The following is a 17,041-nucleotide window of genomic DNA, read 5'->3' on the forward strand; positions in this document are numbered from 1 at the left end:
TTTCTTAATCGTCTTTTTAGTAAACCTATTAAGATTCGAAAGAATGAACAACATCAAGAAAGTATTATCAGCATGGATGCTGGTTGCCTGCGTACTACCTGCGGCAGCACAGTATCCTGTGATTCCGGACTCGGTAAAGGCTAGAGGAGCAAAACAAGAAGCGGAGTTCGAACGGAAATCAGATGCGGCATGGGAAAAAGCCCTGCCGACAGTTTTGGAAGAAGCACAAAAAGGACGCCCCTATAAGCCGTGGGCTTCTAAACCGGAAGATTTGATAAAGAGCAATATTCCTGCTTTCCCCGGTGCGGAAGGTGGTGGCATGTACACTCCCGGAGGCCGTGGTGGAAAAGTGATTGTAGTCACTTCCCTCGAAGATTCAGGCCCCGGAACCCTTCGGGAAGCCTGCGAAACCGGTGGCGCACGTATCATTGTTTTCAATGTGTCGGGTGTGATTCGTTTGAAAAGCCCGATTAGCGTGCGTGCTCCTTATGTGACGATTGCCGGTCAGACAGCACCCGGAGACGGTATTTGTGTGACAGGCCAGTCTTTCCTGATTGATACGCATGATGTTGTTATCCGCCATATGCGTTTCCGCCGTGGCGCGCAAGATGTCGCTTTCCGTGATGATGCGGTGGGCGGAAATGCAGTAGGAAATATTATGATTGACCACTGTTCGGCAAGTTGGGGACTGGATGAGAATATGTCTATCTACCGCCATGTATATAACAGGGGGACAGACGGACATGGATTGAAACTTCCGACTGTAAATATCACCATTCAGAATTCCGTATTCTCCGAAGCATTGGATGCTTACAACCATGCGTTCGGTGCTACTATCGGCGGGCATAACAGCATGTTCTGCCGCAATCTCTTCGCTTCCAACATCAGCCGTAACAGTTCGGTAGGTATGGACGGAGACTTTAACTTCGTCAACAATGTTGTTTTCAACTGGTGGAATCGTTCCGTAGACGGGGGAGATAACAAGAGTTTCTACAACATGATTAATAATTACTTCAAGCCGGGCCCCATCACTCCGTTGGATAAACCGATTTCGTACCGTATCCTCAAACCGGAAGCCGGACGCGATAAAAGCCGGCCTTTGTCTTTTGGAAAAGCTTATGTGAACGGGAACATCGTTCATGGTAACTCCAAGGTGACAAAAAATAACTGGGATGGCGGCGTGCAACTGGCGAATGAAGTAGATGCCGGAAAATTCCTGCCACAAATAAAGGTGGACAAACCGTTCAAAATGTCTCCTGTAACCATTATGGAAACAAAAAAAGCGTATAATTTTGTATTGAATAATGTAGGAGCCAATTTCCCGAAACGTGATGCCGTAGATGCCCGTGTCATCAAGACTGTACAAACCGGAAAAGCCATCTACGTAAAAGATGCGCCCGAATTTGTTTCTCCATATGTAAAAAGGCGCTTACCCGCTGATTCATATAAACAGGGAATTATTACAGATATCCGTCAGGTGGGAGGACTTCCTGAATATAAGGGAAAACCGTATGTCGATACAGATGGTGACGGTATGCCGGACGCTTGGGAAATAGCTAACGGCTTGAACCCAAATGACCCGTCAGATGCCGTGAAAGATTGCAATGGGGACGGTTACACCAATATTGAGAAATTCATCCATGGCATAGACACAAAGAAAAAGGTGGATTGGACTGATTTAAAGAACAACCATGATACACTATCTAAACGGAAAAGTTTATTTTAGCCGAATAAATAGATACTAAAGTTTATTGTAATGAATATACGAATAAGAACTATCCTTTTGGGAGTATTGAGTATCGGGTTTGCGCAGAGTCATGCGCAAACCTTTGCTTTGCAAGTAAAGGATAACCAGATTACTTATCTGACCGACGGGCAGGGAAACCGGATTCTCGATTTCTCGACTTGCGGTTATCAGGCATCCGAACAAGATATTCCTTCCATTCGGAATGTGGTGTTTGTACCATGGAAAGTAGGAGACAACACGGCACGGATTCAGCGTGCCATCGACTACGTAGCTTCACAAACTCCCGATGCTTCCGGTTTTCGTGGAGCTGTTTTGTTAGATAAGGGAGAATTTTCCTTATCCGGCAGTATCCGTATTACTGCTTCAGGAATCGTACTGCGGGGGATGGATAAGGAGAAGACAATATTGTTGAAGAAAGGAGTAGACAGAGGTTCGCTTATCTACATGGAAGGAAGGAATGACCTGAATATACAGGATACATTGCAGGTGCTTTCCAAGTACGTTCCGGTAAATACGAAAACATTGGAAGTCGCTTCGGGAACTTCCCTGAAGAAAGGTGACCGGATAATGATAACCCGCCCTTCCGGTAAGGAATGGATTGCTTCACTGGGCTGTGACATCTTTGGCGGTGGCATCAGTGCTTTGGGATGGAAAGTGGGGGATACGGATTTGGTTTGGGACAGGACAGTCAGCGAAGTGAATGGAAATCAAATTACACTAGATGCCCCATTGACCGTAGCTTTGGATGCCCGATACGGCACTTCGACGATTATGACTTACCAATGGAACGGGCGTATTAATAACTGTGGAGTAGAAAACATGACATTGGTTTCCGACTACGACAGACGTTATCCCAAAGATGAAGACCATTGTTGGACGGGCATCTCTATCGAAGATGCGGAAAACAGTTGGGTAAGACAGGTTAATTTCAGGCATTTTGCAGGAAGTGCCGTTATCGTTCAACGTACAGGTTCAAAGATTACTGTCGAAGATTGTATTTCGAGGGAACCTATTTCTGAAATTGGCGGAATGCGCCGTTGTACATTCCACACTTTGGGACAGCAGACTTTGTTTCAACGTTGCTATTCCGAACATGGGATTCATGACTTTGCCGCCGGATTCTGCGCTGCCGGGCCTAATGCTTTCGTACAATGCGACTCGTATGAATCTTTAGGATTCAGCGGTTCTATCGATGCCTGGGCATGCGGGTTGCTGTTTGATGTAGTCAATATCGACGGACATAATCTTACCTTCAAGAACTTGGGACAAGATAAGAACGGAGCCGGATGGAACACGGCAAACAGTTTGTTTTGGCAGTGTACCGCCGCGGAAATCGAGTGTTATGCCCCGACTGAAGACGCTAAGAACCGTGCATACGGTTGTTGGGCACAGTTCTCGGGAGACGGTGAGTGGGCACAATCCAATAATCACGTACAGCCTCGCAGCATCTTTTACGCACAATTAGCCGAACGGCTGCAAAAGGAATGTGCTGAACGCGCCCGCATCCTGCCCCGAAATACAAGCGCAACCAGTAGTCCGACCGTAGAAGTGGCTATGGAATTGGCAAAAGAAGCTTATATTCCTCGCTTGACACTGGAGCGTTGGATTGAAGAAAACAAATTTGCTCCTTCAGTAGCATCCGCCGGAGTGAAATCAATAGAGGACATCAAAGAGAAAAAGACTCCTTCAAACTTAAAGACGTTCTTGACTCAACCGGAAGTAACCATTACCAACGGACGTATCCAAATGGACGGTGCTTTGTTGGTAGGTGGCAGTCATACCACTCCGTGGTGGAACGGCAGACTCAAAACCAGTTTCCTGAAAAAGGCAAGTCCTGCCATCACCCGCTTTGTTCCGGGACGTGAAGGCTTGGGATTGACAGACCGTATCGACTCTGTCGTCAACTTTATGAAACAGAAGAACATTCTTGTTTTCGACCAGAACTATGGACTGTGGTACGACCGCCGCCGTGACGACCACGAACGTATCCGGCGTCGGGATGGAGACGTATGGGGGCCTTTCTACGAACAACCTTTCGGACGCAGCGGTCAGGGAACAGCTTGGGAAGGATTGAGTAAATATGACTTGAACCGTCCCAACGCATGGTATTGGTCGCGATTGAAAGAATTTGCAGAAAAAGGAAGTGAAGACGGGTTGCTGCTGTTCCATGAAAACTATTTCCAACATAATATCATAGAAGCCGGAGCTCACTGGGTGGATAGTCCGTGGAGAAGCAGCAATAATATCAATCAGACCGGATTCCCGGAACCAGTTCCGTTTGCCGGAGACAAACGAATCTTCGTGGCAGATATGTTCTATGACGTTACCCATCCGGTACGCCGCGAGCTGCACAGGCAATATATCCGTCAATGCCTGAATAACTTTGCTGATAATTCGAATGTTATCCAACTGACAAGCGCAGAATTTACAGGCCCGTTGCACTTCGTGCAGTTTTGGCTGGATGTCATTGCCGAATGGGAAGCAGAAACCGGCAAAAAAGCCAAAGTAGCGCTGAGTACAACAAAAGATGTGCAGGATGCGATTCTTGCAGATTCCAAACGGGCTGCCATAGTAGATATTATCGACATTCGCTACTGGCATTATAAGACGGACGGAATCTTTGCGCCTGAAGGCGGCAAGAATATGGCTCCCCGCCAGCATATGCGTAAGATGAAAGTCGGGAAGGTTACTTTCAATGAAGCTTATAAAGCAGTAAATGAGTATCGCCGGAAATATCCCCAAAAAGCAGTGACATTCTACGCACAGAATTATCCGGCTATGGGTTGGGCAATATTTATGGCGGGTGGTTCATGTCCTGTAATTCCGTGCATGGACAAGGTATTCCTGAAGGATGCTGCGGCAATGGAAGTGGAAGAAACAAATACCGATGAATACAGGAAATTGGTAAAATCTGATATTGGAAGTATCATTTATTCCAAGTCGGGAACAGATATTCCTATTCAATTATCGTCCGGAAAATATGCATTAAAGTACATTCATCCTGCTACCGGAAAGATTGATATAATTAGTAAATCACTGAAAATAAATGGATTATACAACCTGAAGGTGCCTGATAAGAAAGAAGGTATTTATTGGTTCCATAAGCTGTAAAACAGAAAATCCCGCTGACGACAAATTAGCGGGATTTTTCTTTTTTATCAGTAATATCTAGTAAAAGAGTGTTATAAAACATGATACTTGTTTTTTCAATCCACAAACCAGATTTTACCTAAGGTTGCGGCCAATACTGCTTAGTTTTGCAACATCAAATCAATCGAATTAATGCTATGATGGAACAGACTAATAATTCAACCGAAACTTTGTTCGCTTCTTTTCAAGCGGGGAATATGGCAGCGTTTTCTCAACTGTATAATTTGCACATCAACGTCCTTTTTAATTATGGATTAAAGTTGACTATTGATAAAGAGTTACTCCAAGACTGCATCCATGACGTCTTCGTGAAACTCTATACTAAGAGAGATGAATTAGGAGTCATTGATAATGTCAGATCCTATTTATTCATCTCATTAAAGAATAAACTCTGCGACGAACTTCGCAGACGCATGTACACCTCTGATACATCTATAGAAGAAGTGGTTATACCGACTCCTACAGATGTAGAAGACGACTATATGGAAAATGAGCAACGCAAGAACGAGTTTTCATTGGTAAGGCGTTTACTAGACCAATTATCACCCCGCCAGCGTGAAGCACTTACCTTATATTATATAGAAGAAAAGAAATACGAAGATATTTGCGAGATTATGAATATGAATTATCAGTCCGTACGCAATTTGATGCACCGCGGATTGTCCAAGTTACGCATGCTGGCAAGTTAATATTAGTAAAAAGGTTATTTTGTTGAGTACATATACAGGATAACGTCGTCCTATTTATGTAAAACGCTTAAAAAAGGATGCGATATGTGCTCTAAGGTAAAGGATTTTTTGACGGACGATGATTTCATCAACTATGTGCTGGGTGTAACTCCACAATTAGCTTCCCGATGGGAAACTTATTTCAGAGAGCATCCGGAAGAGATGGCAGATGCAGAAGAAGCTAAAGCTGTATTATTAGCACCGGCAGACGTTGCCTGCGATTTCTCAATAGTTGAAAATAAGATATTAAAAGATAGGATTGTTAGTAGTATAAAAGATTTTTCGGGTATTTTGTAGTTAGGTTAGATAAAGTTAGTTAGGTTAGTTAAGGCATTAAAAGATTGACGCAGTCTTTCATAGAAGTTTCATTGGGGAACTCTATGAAAGACTGCGTTTTTTTTGTTCCATGATATTTAGTGGGAAAATATTCAGGAATAAGGCTTGCTCCTATAACTCTTTTTCGTACTTTTGCGCCCGATTTAAAAATATCACATTCATGAAGACAAGCGAATCTTTATTATCCATAGGTAAGTTCATAGCGGAATATTCAGCCCATTTAATGGGGGCCGGAGTGCATACTTCACGAGTAGTGCGTAACTCCAAACGTATCGGAGAAGCTTTTGGCTTAGATGTAAAATTAGGCGTATTTCATAAAAATATCATTCTTACAATTATAGACAAGGAAACAAACGAAGCCTGTAATGAAGTAATAGATATTCCCGCGCATCCTATCAGCTTCGAGCACAATTCAGAGTTAAGCGCATTAAGTTGGGAAGCAGTGGACAATCATCTGTCGCTGGAAGAACTGACTGCGAAATACAGGAAGATTGTTTCCGCCCCGATGATACATCCTCTTTTCGTCCTGCTGCTGGTAGGATTCGCCAATGCATCTTTCTGCAAACTATTCGGCGGCGACTTGATTTCCATGGGAATTGTCTTCTCGGCCACTATCACGGGATTCTATCTGAAGCAGCAGATGCAGAAGAAGAAAATGAACCACTACATCGTATTCATAGTCTCGGCTTTCGTTGCTTCCCTTTGTGCTTCTACCGCCCTTATTTTCGATACGACATCCGAAATAGCCATGGCGACCAGTGTACTTTATCTTGTTCCCGGCGTTCCCTTGATTAACGGCGTGATTGATGTAGTCGAAGGATACGTTCTGACAGGATTTGCCCGTCTGACGGAAGCCTCTCTGCTGATTGTCAGCATCGCTATCGGACTTTCCTTCACATTATTAATGGTAAAAAACAGTTTAATTTGATATGATAGCACTTGATATTCTTACTGATGGATTTTTTGCTGCAGTAGCAGGTATAGGATTTGGTGCGATTTCCGACCCGCCTTTGCGTGCATTCAAAATGATTGCCATATTGGCGGCACTGGGACACGCCTGCCGCTTTTGCCTGATGACTTATTTAGGCGTGGATATTGCTACGGCTTCCTTGTTTGCCGGATTGGTAATAGGTTTCGGCAGCTTATGGTTAGGAAAAAAGGTATATTGCCCGATGACGGTACTTTACATTCCGGCATTGCTTCCCATGATTCCGGGTAAGTTTGCGTACAACATGGTATTTTCACTCATCATGTGTTTGCAGAATGTGAATGAGCCGGAAAAACTGGATAAGTTCATGTCCATGTTCTTCTCCAACACGATGATAGCAAGCACGGTTATTTTCATGCTGGCAGTAGGAGCTACATTCCCGATGTTCCTGTTCCCACATAGAGCTTTTTCGTTAACAAGACACTAAAATTACTTTTATGGAGATTTTTTGGAGAACAATTGCCTATTATAATTCGGCTACCTGGATTTTACAGATATTTATCATCTTGATTGGTGTGGCTTTGACCGGATTGCTTATCAGCAAACCGCGTCCGTGGGTGAAGATGGCTATGAAGTTCTATATGATAGGACTTTATGCATGGATTTCTATCATTTACTATTATATCTATTGCGAAGAACGCAGCTACAATGGAGTGATGGCGATGTTTTGGGGAGTAATGGCTGTCATTTGGATATGGGACGCGATTACGGGATACACCACCTTTGAACGTACCCATAAGTATGACATATTGTCCTATATCCTGTTGGCAATGCCTTTCATATATCCTTTGGTATCCTTGGCACGCGGACTTTCTTTCCCGGAAATGACTTCTCCGGTAATGCCTTGTTCCGTGGTAGTGTTTACTATCGGATTATTACTGCTGTTTGCCCACAAAGTAAATATGTTCCTGGTACTTTTCCTTTGCCATTGGTCATTGATAGGATTGTCCAAAACTTATTTCTTTCAGATTCCCGAAGATTTTCTACTGGCAAGTGCCACGATTCCCGGCCTGTATCTTTTCTTCAGAGAGTACTTCCTGAATAATCTGCATGCCGATACCAAGCCGAAAGCGAAATACATTAACTGGCTGTTGATTACCGTTTGTGTCGGACTGGCTATATTACTGACTACAACGATGTTTCTGGAATTAGTTCCGAAAAACTAATCAGAAACAAAGCAAAAAGTTCAGGCACGGATTACACGGATTTCACGTTTTTTGCTAATTACATCGCAAATTAGCTACCGTGAAATCCGCGTAATCCGTGCCTGAATTGTTATTTTATTGCGTAAAATATCCGAAGGGCATATTGCATGACCGAGTCAGGCAACCATCTTTTGCTTTTTGCAAACAGGACTTGCACCAACGGGCCTACTTTAGTTCGGAAAGGAGGATTTTTGCGGGCTACTATCTTACAGATTGCAGCAGCCAGTTTCCGCGGATGGCATCCGTTACGTTCTTCTTTTTCTATAATCTCCAGTGATTTCAAGAAACTTTCCCTGTAATCGGCATTCAGCCTTGTCTGCTCGGATATATTCCGGTTATCCGTGAATCCGGTATTGAAATCTCCCGGTTCTACCAGGCATACTTTAATATGAAACGGGTGCACTTCCAGTGCTAAGGCCTCACTATATCCTTCTACGGCAAACTTTGAAGCCGAATAAAATCCCTGATAGGGGATACCCATCACTCCACCGATGGAACTGATATTGATAATCTTTCCTTTCCGTGCCTTACGCATGAGAGGCAATACTTCCCTGCACATATTCACTACACCGAAGAAATTGGTATTCATCTGCTTGCTTACCTCATCTTCCGTAGCAAGTTCGAGAGCACCGCCGATACCTATGCCGGCATTATTAATCAATACATCAATCCGTCCCTGTTCCGATATAATCTGTTCCACAGCCTGGCGGATAGAAAGAGGACTGGTGACATCGACAACAAGCATTTTTACATTGTTCATATTTTCGGAAGGTTTCCGGCTTGTTCCGTAAACGATGTGTCCTTGTTCCGATAACATTTGAGCTGTGAACTTTCCAAAGCCAGAAGACGCTCCGGTGATAAGAATAATCTGTGACTGCATATCTTTCTATTTGCGAATGTAATAGTTACGGCAATACTTACTTATTCAATATACTTGTCAGTTCTTCCCGCCAGTCCGCTCCATTCTCCGGTTGGAATGTTTCAAATCCAAGCGCCTTTCCTATTTCGATATTGGAAGCGCCATCGTCCACAAATAAAGTTTCGGAAGGGATGATATTACAATCCTTTATCATAAAATCGAAGATTTCCGGTGCGGGTTTTGTGTGGCCTACCTGATAAGATAAGTATAGCTTGTCACAATAATCATTCAATGGAAGTTTCCTTGCAGAAAAATCCGGGCTGCAAGCCCATGACATAACAAAAGGATTGGTGTTGCTCAAGAGATATACATGATAGCTTTTCCTTAATTCCTGTATATAGTCGAGTTTGTCTAAATTCACTTCGTAGAAAAAGCCCAACCATGCTTGCTTCGTTTCTTCCATAGTCAGTTCACGCCCGCATAAATCACCCAGTTGCTTGCGGAACTCATCCGCGCTGAGTTTGCCTTCCTCGAGTTCCTGAAAGATTCCGGTTTGGTGATATTTGTCAAGGCGGGTATCCGCATCAGCCAATCCCAGTTTGATAAACGCCTGTACCGCTTTGTCACGACTAATATCTACAATCACTCCCCCAAAATCAAATACAATATTTTTAATCATGATATATAATTTATGTTTGCTACAAAGATACGGCTTATCTTCTTAATTAATTGTTCAGAACGGCTTGATATTTGTCAAAAAAACATAGTGGCGCTATCCTGATTATTATTTATATTTGCAAATCCAATCATTTGTAGGCAAAGTAAAAGTAAAGTTATGAATAATCTTCGAATTTTATTGTATATGGCTGTCCTTTCCCTGGCTGCATGTCATCCGGAAGGCACAAATGTGAAACAAGGATTAGACAAAGCCGCGCAATTAATGGAGCAGGATCCGGATACGGCATCTGTTATTCTTGAAAACATTCAGGTGAACCAAATGAATGAAGCCCAACTTGCGGAGTATAATTTGCTGTGCACGCAGGTCAACGAAGACAAGAATATCCCCCATTCTTCCGATGCGCAAATCAGGCAGGCGGCATCTTACTATGAGATGCATGGCAATGAATATCAGAAATCAAGAGCATATTACTACCTCGCTTGCGTAGAAAGTGATTTGGAACAAAGAGACAATGCCGAAATCCACTTTAAGGAAGCAATAAAACTCGCAGCACTGACCGAAGAATATGATTATATGGCAAAGATTTGCAAACGATGCAGCCTCTATTATCAGAAATACGGCAACTTTGACGAAGCACTGGAAATGGAGAGAAAGGCTTACGCTAGTCAATTGATGCTGAATGATAGCAAAAATAATTCATCTGTCATTTTATCTTCGGCATTGGGTGTGTTCGGTATCATGTCTCTATTACTCGGATTGCTTTGGAAAAAGAATCAGTATGTATATTCCCAACTGAGTACCTTCAAAGAAGAAATGCAGAAGAAAAACGTCGAATCGGATAGACTGATGCTGCAATGCAATTATCTCGAGGAGAAATACCAATCTCTCCAACAAGATATTTACGAAACTTCTCCTGTCATTTCCAAAGTCCGCCAGTTCAAGGAAAGAATGGCATTATCTACCAAAATCCCTTCTTTCTCCGAAAAGGACTGGACTGAATTACTCCGGCTTCAGGAAAATGTCTATGGACTCGTATCCAAATTAAAAGGCATGAGTCCTAAACTCACAGAAGAGGATTTAAGGGTATGCGCCTTTCTACGGGAAGGAGTTCAGCCGGCTTGTTTTGCGGATTTAATGAAACTGACCACGGAGACATTAACCCGGCGAATCTCCCGAATAAAGACGGAGAAACTGATGCTGTCAAACTCTAAAGAATCACTGGAAGATATTGTGAAGTCATTGTGAAGTTCTCCATTTAAGTTGGAAGAACTGCTCTTCGCTGACTTTTAATAAAGATAGCTATACGTCTATTAATTAATCAATTATAGTTTCCTGTCATTTCCTGCACAGGAAACTGGCGTATCTCACCGAGGAAACAGTCGTTTCCCACCGAGGATACGACCGTTTCTCTACGAGGATACTGGCGTTTCCTTACGGGGAACCAACAATGCCGTCAGAGCTTCTCAAAGATAATCCTTATTCTTAAAAAAAGTAAGTTCTTCCTTTACTTGATTCCTGTCATACTGAAACCCTAATTAAGGACTTTTGTACACGTCTGATGTCCCAGTCCGTATTTGTCTGTTGCTCTTGATTAACATCTTTGAATATCAATATTTTATAGACTTCCCTTGTCCGTATCCGTCCGACAAAAAAGGCCATTTTTAGTTGCGTGTTCCCTAACTTTGCAAACAAAAAAGTTACGGAACAATGAGCAACTTATTATTTAAAAGATGGAACGATTTTAGCGGTTGGATGGTCTTTCTTATAGCAGCATTGGTTTATGGAATGACTATTGAGCCTACTGCCAGTTTTTGGGACTGTCCTGAATTTATTTCATGTGCCGAGAAGTTACAGGTTGGTCATCCGCCTGGCGCACCTTTTTATATGCTTGTCGGGAATCTGTTTACCCAGTTTGCTTCTGACGCGAAGTACGTATCATACACGGTTAACTTCCTGAACGCATTGTTAAGTGCCGGTTGTATTTTGTTTCTTTTCTGGAGCATTACCCGCTTGGTGAGGTCTTTGATTACGAGTGACAAAGAGAAGTTGTCAGTTACAGACTTCATTATCATTTTAGGTTCCGGAGTTGTAGGAGCATTGGCTTATACCTTTAGTGATACCTTTTGGTTCAGTGCGGTAGAGGGTGAAGTGTATGCTTTTTCTTCTTTCCTCACAGCTTTGGTCTTTTGGATGATTCTTCGCTGGCAGGACGAAGCGGATTCCGTATCCGGCGACCGATGGATTATCCTGATAGCTTATGTCATCGGACTGTCAATCGGAGTGCATTTGCTCAATCTCCTTTGTATTCCGGCAATTGTATTAGTGTTCTATTATCGGAAATATCAGGTAATATCCCTTAAAGGAGTGATTGGTGCGATTGCCTTGTCCGGTCTTCTTATTGTACTGATTCTCTTTATCTACATTCCCGGTATGGCCGATATAGGAGGGTGGTTCGAACTATTCTTTGTCAATGTATTAGGTTTTCCTTTCCAATCGGGATTGATAATTTTCCTGTTTTTAATATTTGGTCTATTGGCAGGAGCTATCTACCGATTCAGAAAACGAATGATACATACAGTTTTGTGGTGCTTGCTTATGCTCACAGTAGGATATACCACTTATGCGGTGATATTGATTCGTGCCAACGCCAATACACCACTCAATGAAAATGCGCCGGACAATATTTTTACGCTCAAAAGCTATTTGAATCGTGAGCAGTACGAAAGTGCCCCTTTGCTTTACGGAAGAACTTATGCTTCCGAACCGGAGTATATACCTGAAGGAGAATATTATAAGGTAAAAACAAAAAAAGGCAGTGCAGTATATCGTCCTGATAAGGAAGAGGGGAAATATAAAATTATCCGCTATAAAGAAGATGTGTGCTATACTCAGAATATGCTGTTCCCCCGCATGTGGAATGACCGGCTGACTTCTTCTTACAAGGGATGGTCGGGAGGAACGGATAGTGCTCCCACACAAAAAGAGAATCTGACTTACTTCATTTCATATCAGCTCAATTATATGTACTGGCGCTACTTCCTGTGGAATTTTGTCGGACGGCAGAATGACATTCAAGGAAGCGGAGAACCGGAACACGGGAATTGGATTACGGGGATTTCATGGCTTGACAACCTGCGTTTGGGGAATCAGGAGCTTTTGCCTGAATCCTTGCGTCAGAATAAAGGTCATAATGTTTTTTATGGCTTACCTTTATTATTGGGACTGATTGGAATTTATTGGCAGTGGGCACGGGAAAAGAAAGGGAAGCAACAATTCAGTGTCGTATTTTTCCTGTTCTTCATGACAGGACTGGCTATTGTACTCTATCTGAATCAAGTCCCCGGACAACCTCGTGAACGGGATTATGCTTACGCAGGCTCATTCTATGCCTTTGCCATTTGGATAGGAATAGGCGCTGCGGGGTTGTGTGACACGCTCCGCAAAAAGAAGGGAACAGTCGTTCAAATCAGCGTGTTAATGTTTCTTTGCCTGTTAATCCCGGTACAGATGGCAAGCCAGACCTGGGATGACCACGACCGGAGCAACCGCTATACCTGCCGTGACTTTGGAGCCAACTATCTGATGACACTTCCCGATGCGGGAAATCCTATTATATTCTGCAATGGAGACAATGATACTTTCCCTTTATGGTATAATCAGGACACGGAAGAAGTGCGTAGGGATGCACGTATCTGCAACCTTAGTTATGCCCAGACCGATTGGTATATTTATCAGCAGCAATGTCCTTTATATGACGCCCCCGGTTTGCCGATAAGCTGGAATCAGAATCAATATCAGGAAGGCAAGAATGAATATGTAGCTGTACGTCCGGAACTGAAGAAACAGATAGAAGATTTATATCAGAAGCATCCCGAAGAAGCCCGTGACAGCTTCGGAGATGACCCGTTTGAAGTGAAGAATATCCTGAAATACTGGGTATTTTCAGAGAAGAAGGAATTTCATGTGATTCCTACCGATACGATAAATATCCGCATAGATAAGGACGCGGTACTCCGTTCGGGCATCATGCTTCCCAAATCAATCCGCCATTTGAAAGGGGAAGAACTGAAAAATGCGATACCGGACAAGCTCTCTATCTCCCTGAAGGATATACGTATGCTGACTAAAGTAGACCTACTCATCCTTGAAATACTGGCAAATTGTAATTGGGAACGTCCGCTGTATATGGCTATCTCCGTAGGTGAAGCCACTAAACTAAAGTTCGACAATTACTTTGTGCAGGAAGGACTGGCATTCCGTTTCACACCTTTCGACTATAAGAGATGGGGAGATGTGGAAGGAGAAAGTGGTTATGCGATAGATACGGAAAAACTCTATGAAAATGTGATGAACAGATACAAATATGGCGGTCTGGATACTCCCGGCCTTTATTTGGATGAAACAACACTGCGTATCTGCTATTCTCACCGACGACTTTTTGCGCAACTTGCCAAAGAATTGGTAAAGCAAGGTGATAGTATCCGTGCAAAGCACGTGCTTGCATACGCCGAACAGGCTATTCCGGCATATAATGTTCCCGAAGTCTATGAGAGTGGTTCGTATGAGATAGCCGTAGCTTATGCTTCGACGGGCGACAAAGCGAAAGCAACTACTTTATTGAATCATCTGATAGCTGAATCGGAAGATTATATCAACTGGGCTTTCTCATTGGGAGTCAATCGGATAGAGATGGTTCAGCGGGATTGTATGTATAAGTTTTGGCAATGGAATCAGTGCAATGAATTACTGAAGAATACAGATGAAGAACTTTACAAGCAGAGTGACCAACGCTTTGAACAGAAATACACTGTATTTACCCAACTAATGAAATCCAAAAACTAAACTCAAAGAATATGAAATCGAAAATAATGAAAGAGAAAGAACCGGAAACTGTCTTTGGCAAAAGAAATTATATCATTCTGACAGTCGGTTCCATATTAATTATTGCGGGTTATATAGTAATGAGCGGCGAGGGGAGTACCCTTGCCGCCTATAATCCCGATATATTCAGTAAGTCCCGTATAAGTGTAGCACCCGTATTATGTTTACTCGGATACTTGCTGAATATATTCGGCATACTTTATCGTCCCAATCAAAGCAAACTTTAATTTTTCAATAAACAAAACTTAATCCTTCAATAAAGGTAACTGATTGAGCATATTTCTAAGTTTGATTGCTATCCGCGGCATAGGTTCGGCAACGGTCAGCCCTACTAAATCATACTCAGATGAAATGTCATTAATGACACGGACTGCTTCTTTAATCTTCATGCCGTCGGGTTCAACGCCCACGGCAGCGATGATTTCTGCCGGATCCAACGCATCCATATCAAAATGGATAACGATTTTTGATACGCCTGTGTTTTTTAGCCATTCCATGATTTTTGAGCTGTCATTAGCAACTTCCTTCGGCGACAATCCTTTTACACCCAATTCTTGTTGTCTTTCCTTCATGCCTTCATCCCAGGAACGAAGTCCGACGAGTAATGTTTTGGAAGTATCCACCTTTCCGGGCAGTAAGCCCATAATTTCTTCATCACCCATCCCCATACAGGCTGTGAGTGCCATGGCATGATAACCTTTGTAATCATCATATGGCAGGTTTATGTCGGGATGCGCATCTATCCAAATGATAGCGACATCGTCCGGATATTTACCAATCAAATATGTAAACGGAACTACACTCACAGAACATTCTCCCCCTAAAGTAACAATCCTGTCGGGATTATTCTCTTTCAGTAGCTCGAGTGCTGCTTTAGTTTGTTTCAATAGTACACCACACGCACTGATACCTTTTTCTATGGCTCTGTCATTTATATCCAGTGAAACAGGGACTTCAACGGTCTTTTGATTCGTTTGCGGAGCCAGATAATTCAATAACTGCGCTCCCAGGTAATACCCCCTGGATGAATCTTCAGCCGGAATATCGGACATCCAATGATCTACAATTCCCCCTTGCCATTGAGGATAAATAAAACGGAGAGTTGAACTTTTCTTTTCCATATTCACATTATTAGTTTGTTTCTCTTTTCACTATACGGTTCTTGCAAAAATAGAATAAATACTTCTAATATCATTAATATTTCAAAAATACATGATAGTAATAAATTTAATGTCCATAACGCGTTTCAGTAATTATGGTATGATAATCTGTAATATATATACTACTCACTTTTCTAAATTCCTGTATATTTGCTGCGTGAAATAATTTAGCTACTTAATTATATGCGTATTATATTCAAGAAACTTAGAGCACGTATGATCATAGGATGTATATTAGCTATAATGGCGTTGCTGGCTGTGTCAGTCTTTGTTTTTATCAATCAGCCCAGTTTTGGCCGGACGCCCCGTGGCGAACGGTTGGAAAGAGTTCAGAAATCTCCCAATTACAGAAACGGAGCATTTCAGAATCAGCATGAAACGAAATTAATGACTTCAGACAGAGGACGTTTCGAAGGTATTTGGGAATTTATTTTCAGAAAGATAGACGGGCTGCGCCCCGACCAGCCTGTCAAGGCAATAAAGACTGACTTACGGAAGATAGACAGAGATAAGGAAGTGTTAGTTTGGTTCGGGCATTCCTCTTATCTCATTCAGATGGGCGGAAAGCGGGTATTGGTCGACCCGGTATTTTGCATGGCTTCTCCCGTTTCTTTCGTCAATAAGCCATTCAAAGGAACAGATATTTATCAGCCGGAAGATATGCCGGACATTGATTATCTGATAATCAGTCACGACCATTGGGATCATTTGGATTATAATACGGTCAAGAAGTTAAAAGACCGGATTGAGACAGTGATTTGCCCGTTAGGTGTCGGCGAGCATTTCGAGTACTGGGGATTCGATAAGGAACGTATTGTCGAACTTGACTGGAACGAAGATGCAAACCTGACTGACGGTTTTAAAATCTATTGTCTGCCTGCCCGTCATTTTTCCGGTCGCGGACTTTCCGCCAATCAGTCGCTTTGGGCTTCTTTCTTATTGGAAGCTCCTGCACAGAAAATCTACATCGGCGGAGATGGGGGATATGATACTCATTATGAAGAAATCGGTAATCGTTTCGCTAACATTGACCTTGCCATTCTTGAAAATGGGCAATACAATGAAGAGTGGAGTTTAATTCATTTGATGCCGCAATATATGGCACAGACAGCCAGGGATTTGAAGGCAAAGAAAATTTTGACCGTGCATCATTCTAAATATGCGTTGGCCAAACATCGTTGGGACGAGCCTCTGAAGAATGCGGAAGATATGAAGAATAAGGACTCTCTGAATGTGTTGATTCCTGAAATCGGAGAGGTCGTGCCATTAGAAAAATGAAAGATTCATCTGTCTTGATTGTTTCGGATA

14 protein-coding genes are annotated in these 17,041 nt (G+C 42.7%); 11 read left to right on the forward strand and 3 right to left on the reverse strand.

Annotated features, from left to right (window positions below):
• The first annotated feature begins 43 nt into the window (after window positions 1–43).
• From BQ7997_RS07815 to BQ7997_RS07845, 7 genes are all read left to right on the forward strand, one after another.
• Window positions 44–1,726 carry a polysaccharide lyase gene (locus BQ7997_RS07815; protein WP_073345235.1) on the forward strand — a complete coding sequence of 561 codons (1,683 nt, stop codon included), beginning with the start codon at window positions 44–46 and terminating at the stop codon, window positions 1,724–1,726.
• Between the two features lie 30 nt (window positions 1,727–1,756).
• Window positions 1,757–4,858 carry a DUF6298 domain-containing protein gene (locus BQ7997_RS07820; protein WP_073345238.1) on the forward strand — a complete coding sequence of 1,034 codons (3,102 nt, stop codon included), beginning with the start codon at window positions 1,757–1,759 and terminating at the stop codon, window positions 4,856–4,858.
• Window positions 4,859–5,034: 176 nt separating this feature from the next.
• Complete coding sequence (locus BQ7997_RS07825) at window positions 5,035–5,586, forward strand: RNA polymerase sigma factor (protein WP_073345240.1); 552 nt, start codon at window positions 5,035–5,037, stop codon at window positions 5,584–5,586.
• Between the two features lie 84 nt (window positions 5,587–5,670).
• Window positions 5,671–5,922: a hypothetical protein gene (locus BQ7997_RS07830; protein ID WP_073345243.1), complete on the forward strand. Its 252-nt coding sequence runs from the start codon at window positions 5,671–5,673 to the stop codon at window positions 5,920–5,922.
• Window positions 5,923–6,121: 199 nt separating this feature from the next.
• Window positions 6,122–6,889, forward strand: a complete 768-nt coding sequence (locus BQ7997_RS07835) for a threonine/serine exporter family protein (RefSeq protein WP_073345246.1) — start codon at window positions 6,122–6,124, stop codon at window positions 6,887–6,889.
• Between the two features lies 1 nt (window position 6,890).
• Complete coding sequence (locus tag BQ7997_RS07840) at window positions 6,891–7,376, forward strand: threonine/serine exporter family protein (protein ID WP_022138285.1); 486 nt, start codon at window positions 6,891–6,893, stop codon at window positions 7,374–7,376.
• Window positions 7,377–7,386: 10 nt separating this feature from the next.
• Window positions 7,387–8,115, forward strand: coding sequence for a DUF6064 family protein (locus BQ7997_RS07845; RefSeq protein ID WP_073345248.1), 729 nt, complete (start codon window positions 7,387–7,389; stop codon window positions 8,113–8,115).
• A 109-nt stretch (window positions 8,116–8,224) separates the two neighbouring features.
• On the opposite strand, the gene kdsR is transcribed toward BQ7997_RS07845, so the two are convergent.
• Window positions 8,225–9,034: a 3-ketodihydrosphingosine reductase gene (gene kdsR / locus BQ7997_RS07850; RefSeq protein ID WP_073345251.1), complete on the reverse strand. Its 810-nt coding sequence runs from the start codon at window positions 9,032–9,034 to the stop codon at window positions 8,225–8,227.
• A gap of 37 nt (window positions 9,035–9,071) precedes the next feature.
• Window positions 9,072–9,692 (reverse strand): HAD family hydrolase, encoded by a 621-nt coding sequence (locus tag BQ7997_RS07855; protein WP_073345254.1) that lies wholly within the window; start codon window positions 9,690–9,692, stop codon window positions 9,072–9,074.
• A gap of 156 nt (window positions 9,693–9,848) precedes the next feature.
• On the opposite strand from BQ7997_RS07855, the gene BQ7997_RS07860 reads away from it, so the two are divergent.
• From BQ7997_RS07860 to BQ7997_RS07870, 3 genes are all read left to right on the forward strand, one after another.
• Complete coding sequence (locus BQ7997_RS07860; RefSeq protein ID WP_073345256.1) at window positions 9,849–10,937, forward strand: hypothetical protein; 1,089 nt, start codon at window positions 9,849–9,851, stop codon at window positions 10,935–10,937.
• Window positions 10,938–11,399: 462 nt separating this feature from the next.
• Window positions 11,400–14,534, forward strand: coding sequence for a DUF2723 domain-containing protein (locus BQ7997_RS07865; protein ID WP_073345259.1), 3,135 nt, complete (start codon window positions 11,400–11,402; stop codon window positions 14,532–14,534).
• Window positions 14,535–14,545: 11 nt separating this feature from the next.
• Entirely contained in the window at window positions 14,546–14,800 is a 255-nt protein-coding gene (locus BQ7997_RS07870; RefSeq protein ID WP_073345261.1) for a DUF3098 domain-containing protein, read from the forward strand.
• Between the two features lie 18 nt (window positions 14,801–14,818).
• On the opposite strand, the gene BQ7997_RS07875 is transcribed toward BQ7997_RS07870, so the two are convergent.
• Window positions 14,819–15,694 (reverse strand): arginase family protein, encoded by an 876-nt coding sequence (locus BQ7997_RS07875; protein ID WP_073345264.1) that lies wholly within the window; start codon window positions 15,692–15,694, stop codon window positions 14,819–14,821.
• A gap of 222 nt (window positions 15,695–15,916) precedes the next feature.
• Between BQ7997_RS07875 and BQ7997_RS07880 the strand changes: the two genes are divergently transcribed.
• Window positions 15,917–17,011: an MBL fold metallo-hydrolase gene (locus tag BQ7997_RS07880; protein WP_022138277.1), complete on the forward strand. Its 1,095-nt coding sequence runs from the start codon at window positions 15,917–15,919 to the stop codon at window positions 17,009–17,011.
• The last annotated feature ends 30 nt before the right edge of the window (window positions 17,012–17,041 follow it).

It is taken from the genome of Bacteroides congonensis, assembly GCF_900130125.1.
GTDB lineage: Bacteria > Bacteroidota > Bacteroidia > Bacteroidales > Bacteroidaceae > Bacteroides > Bacteroides congonensis.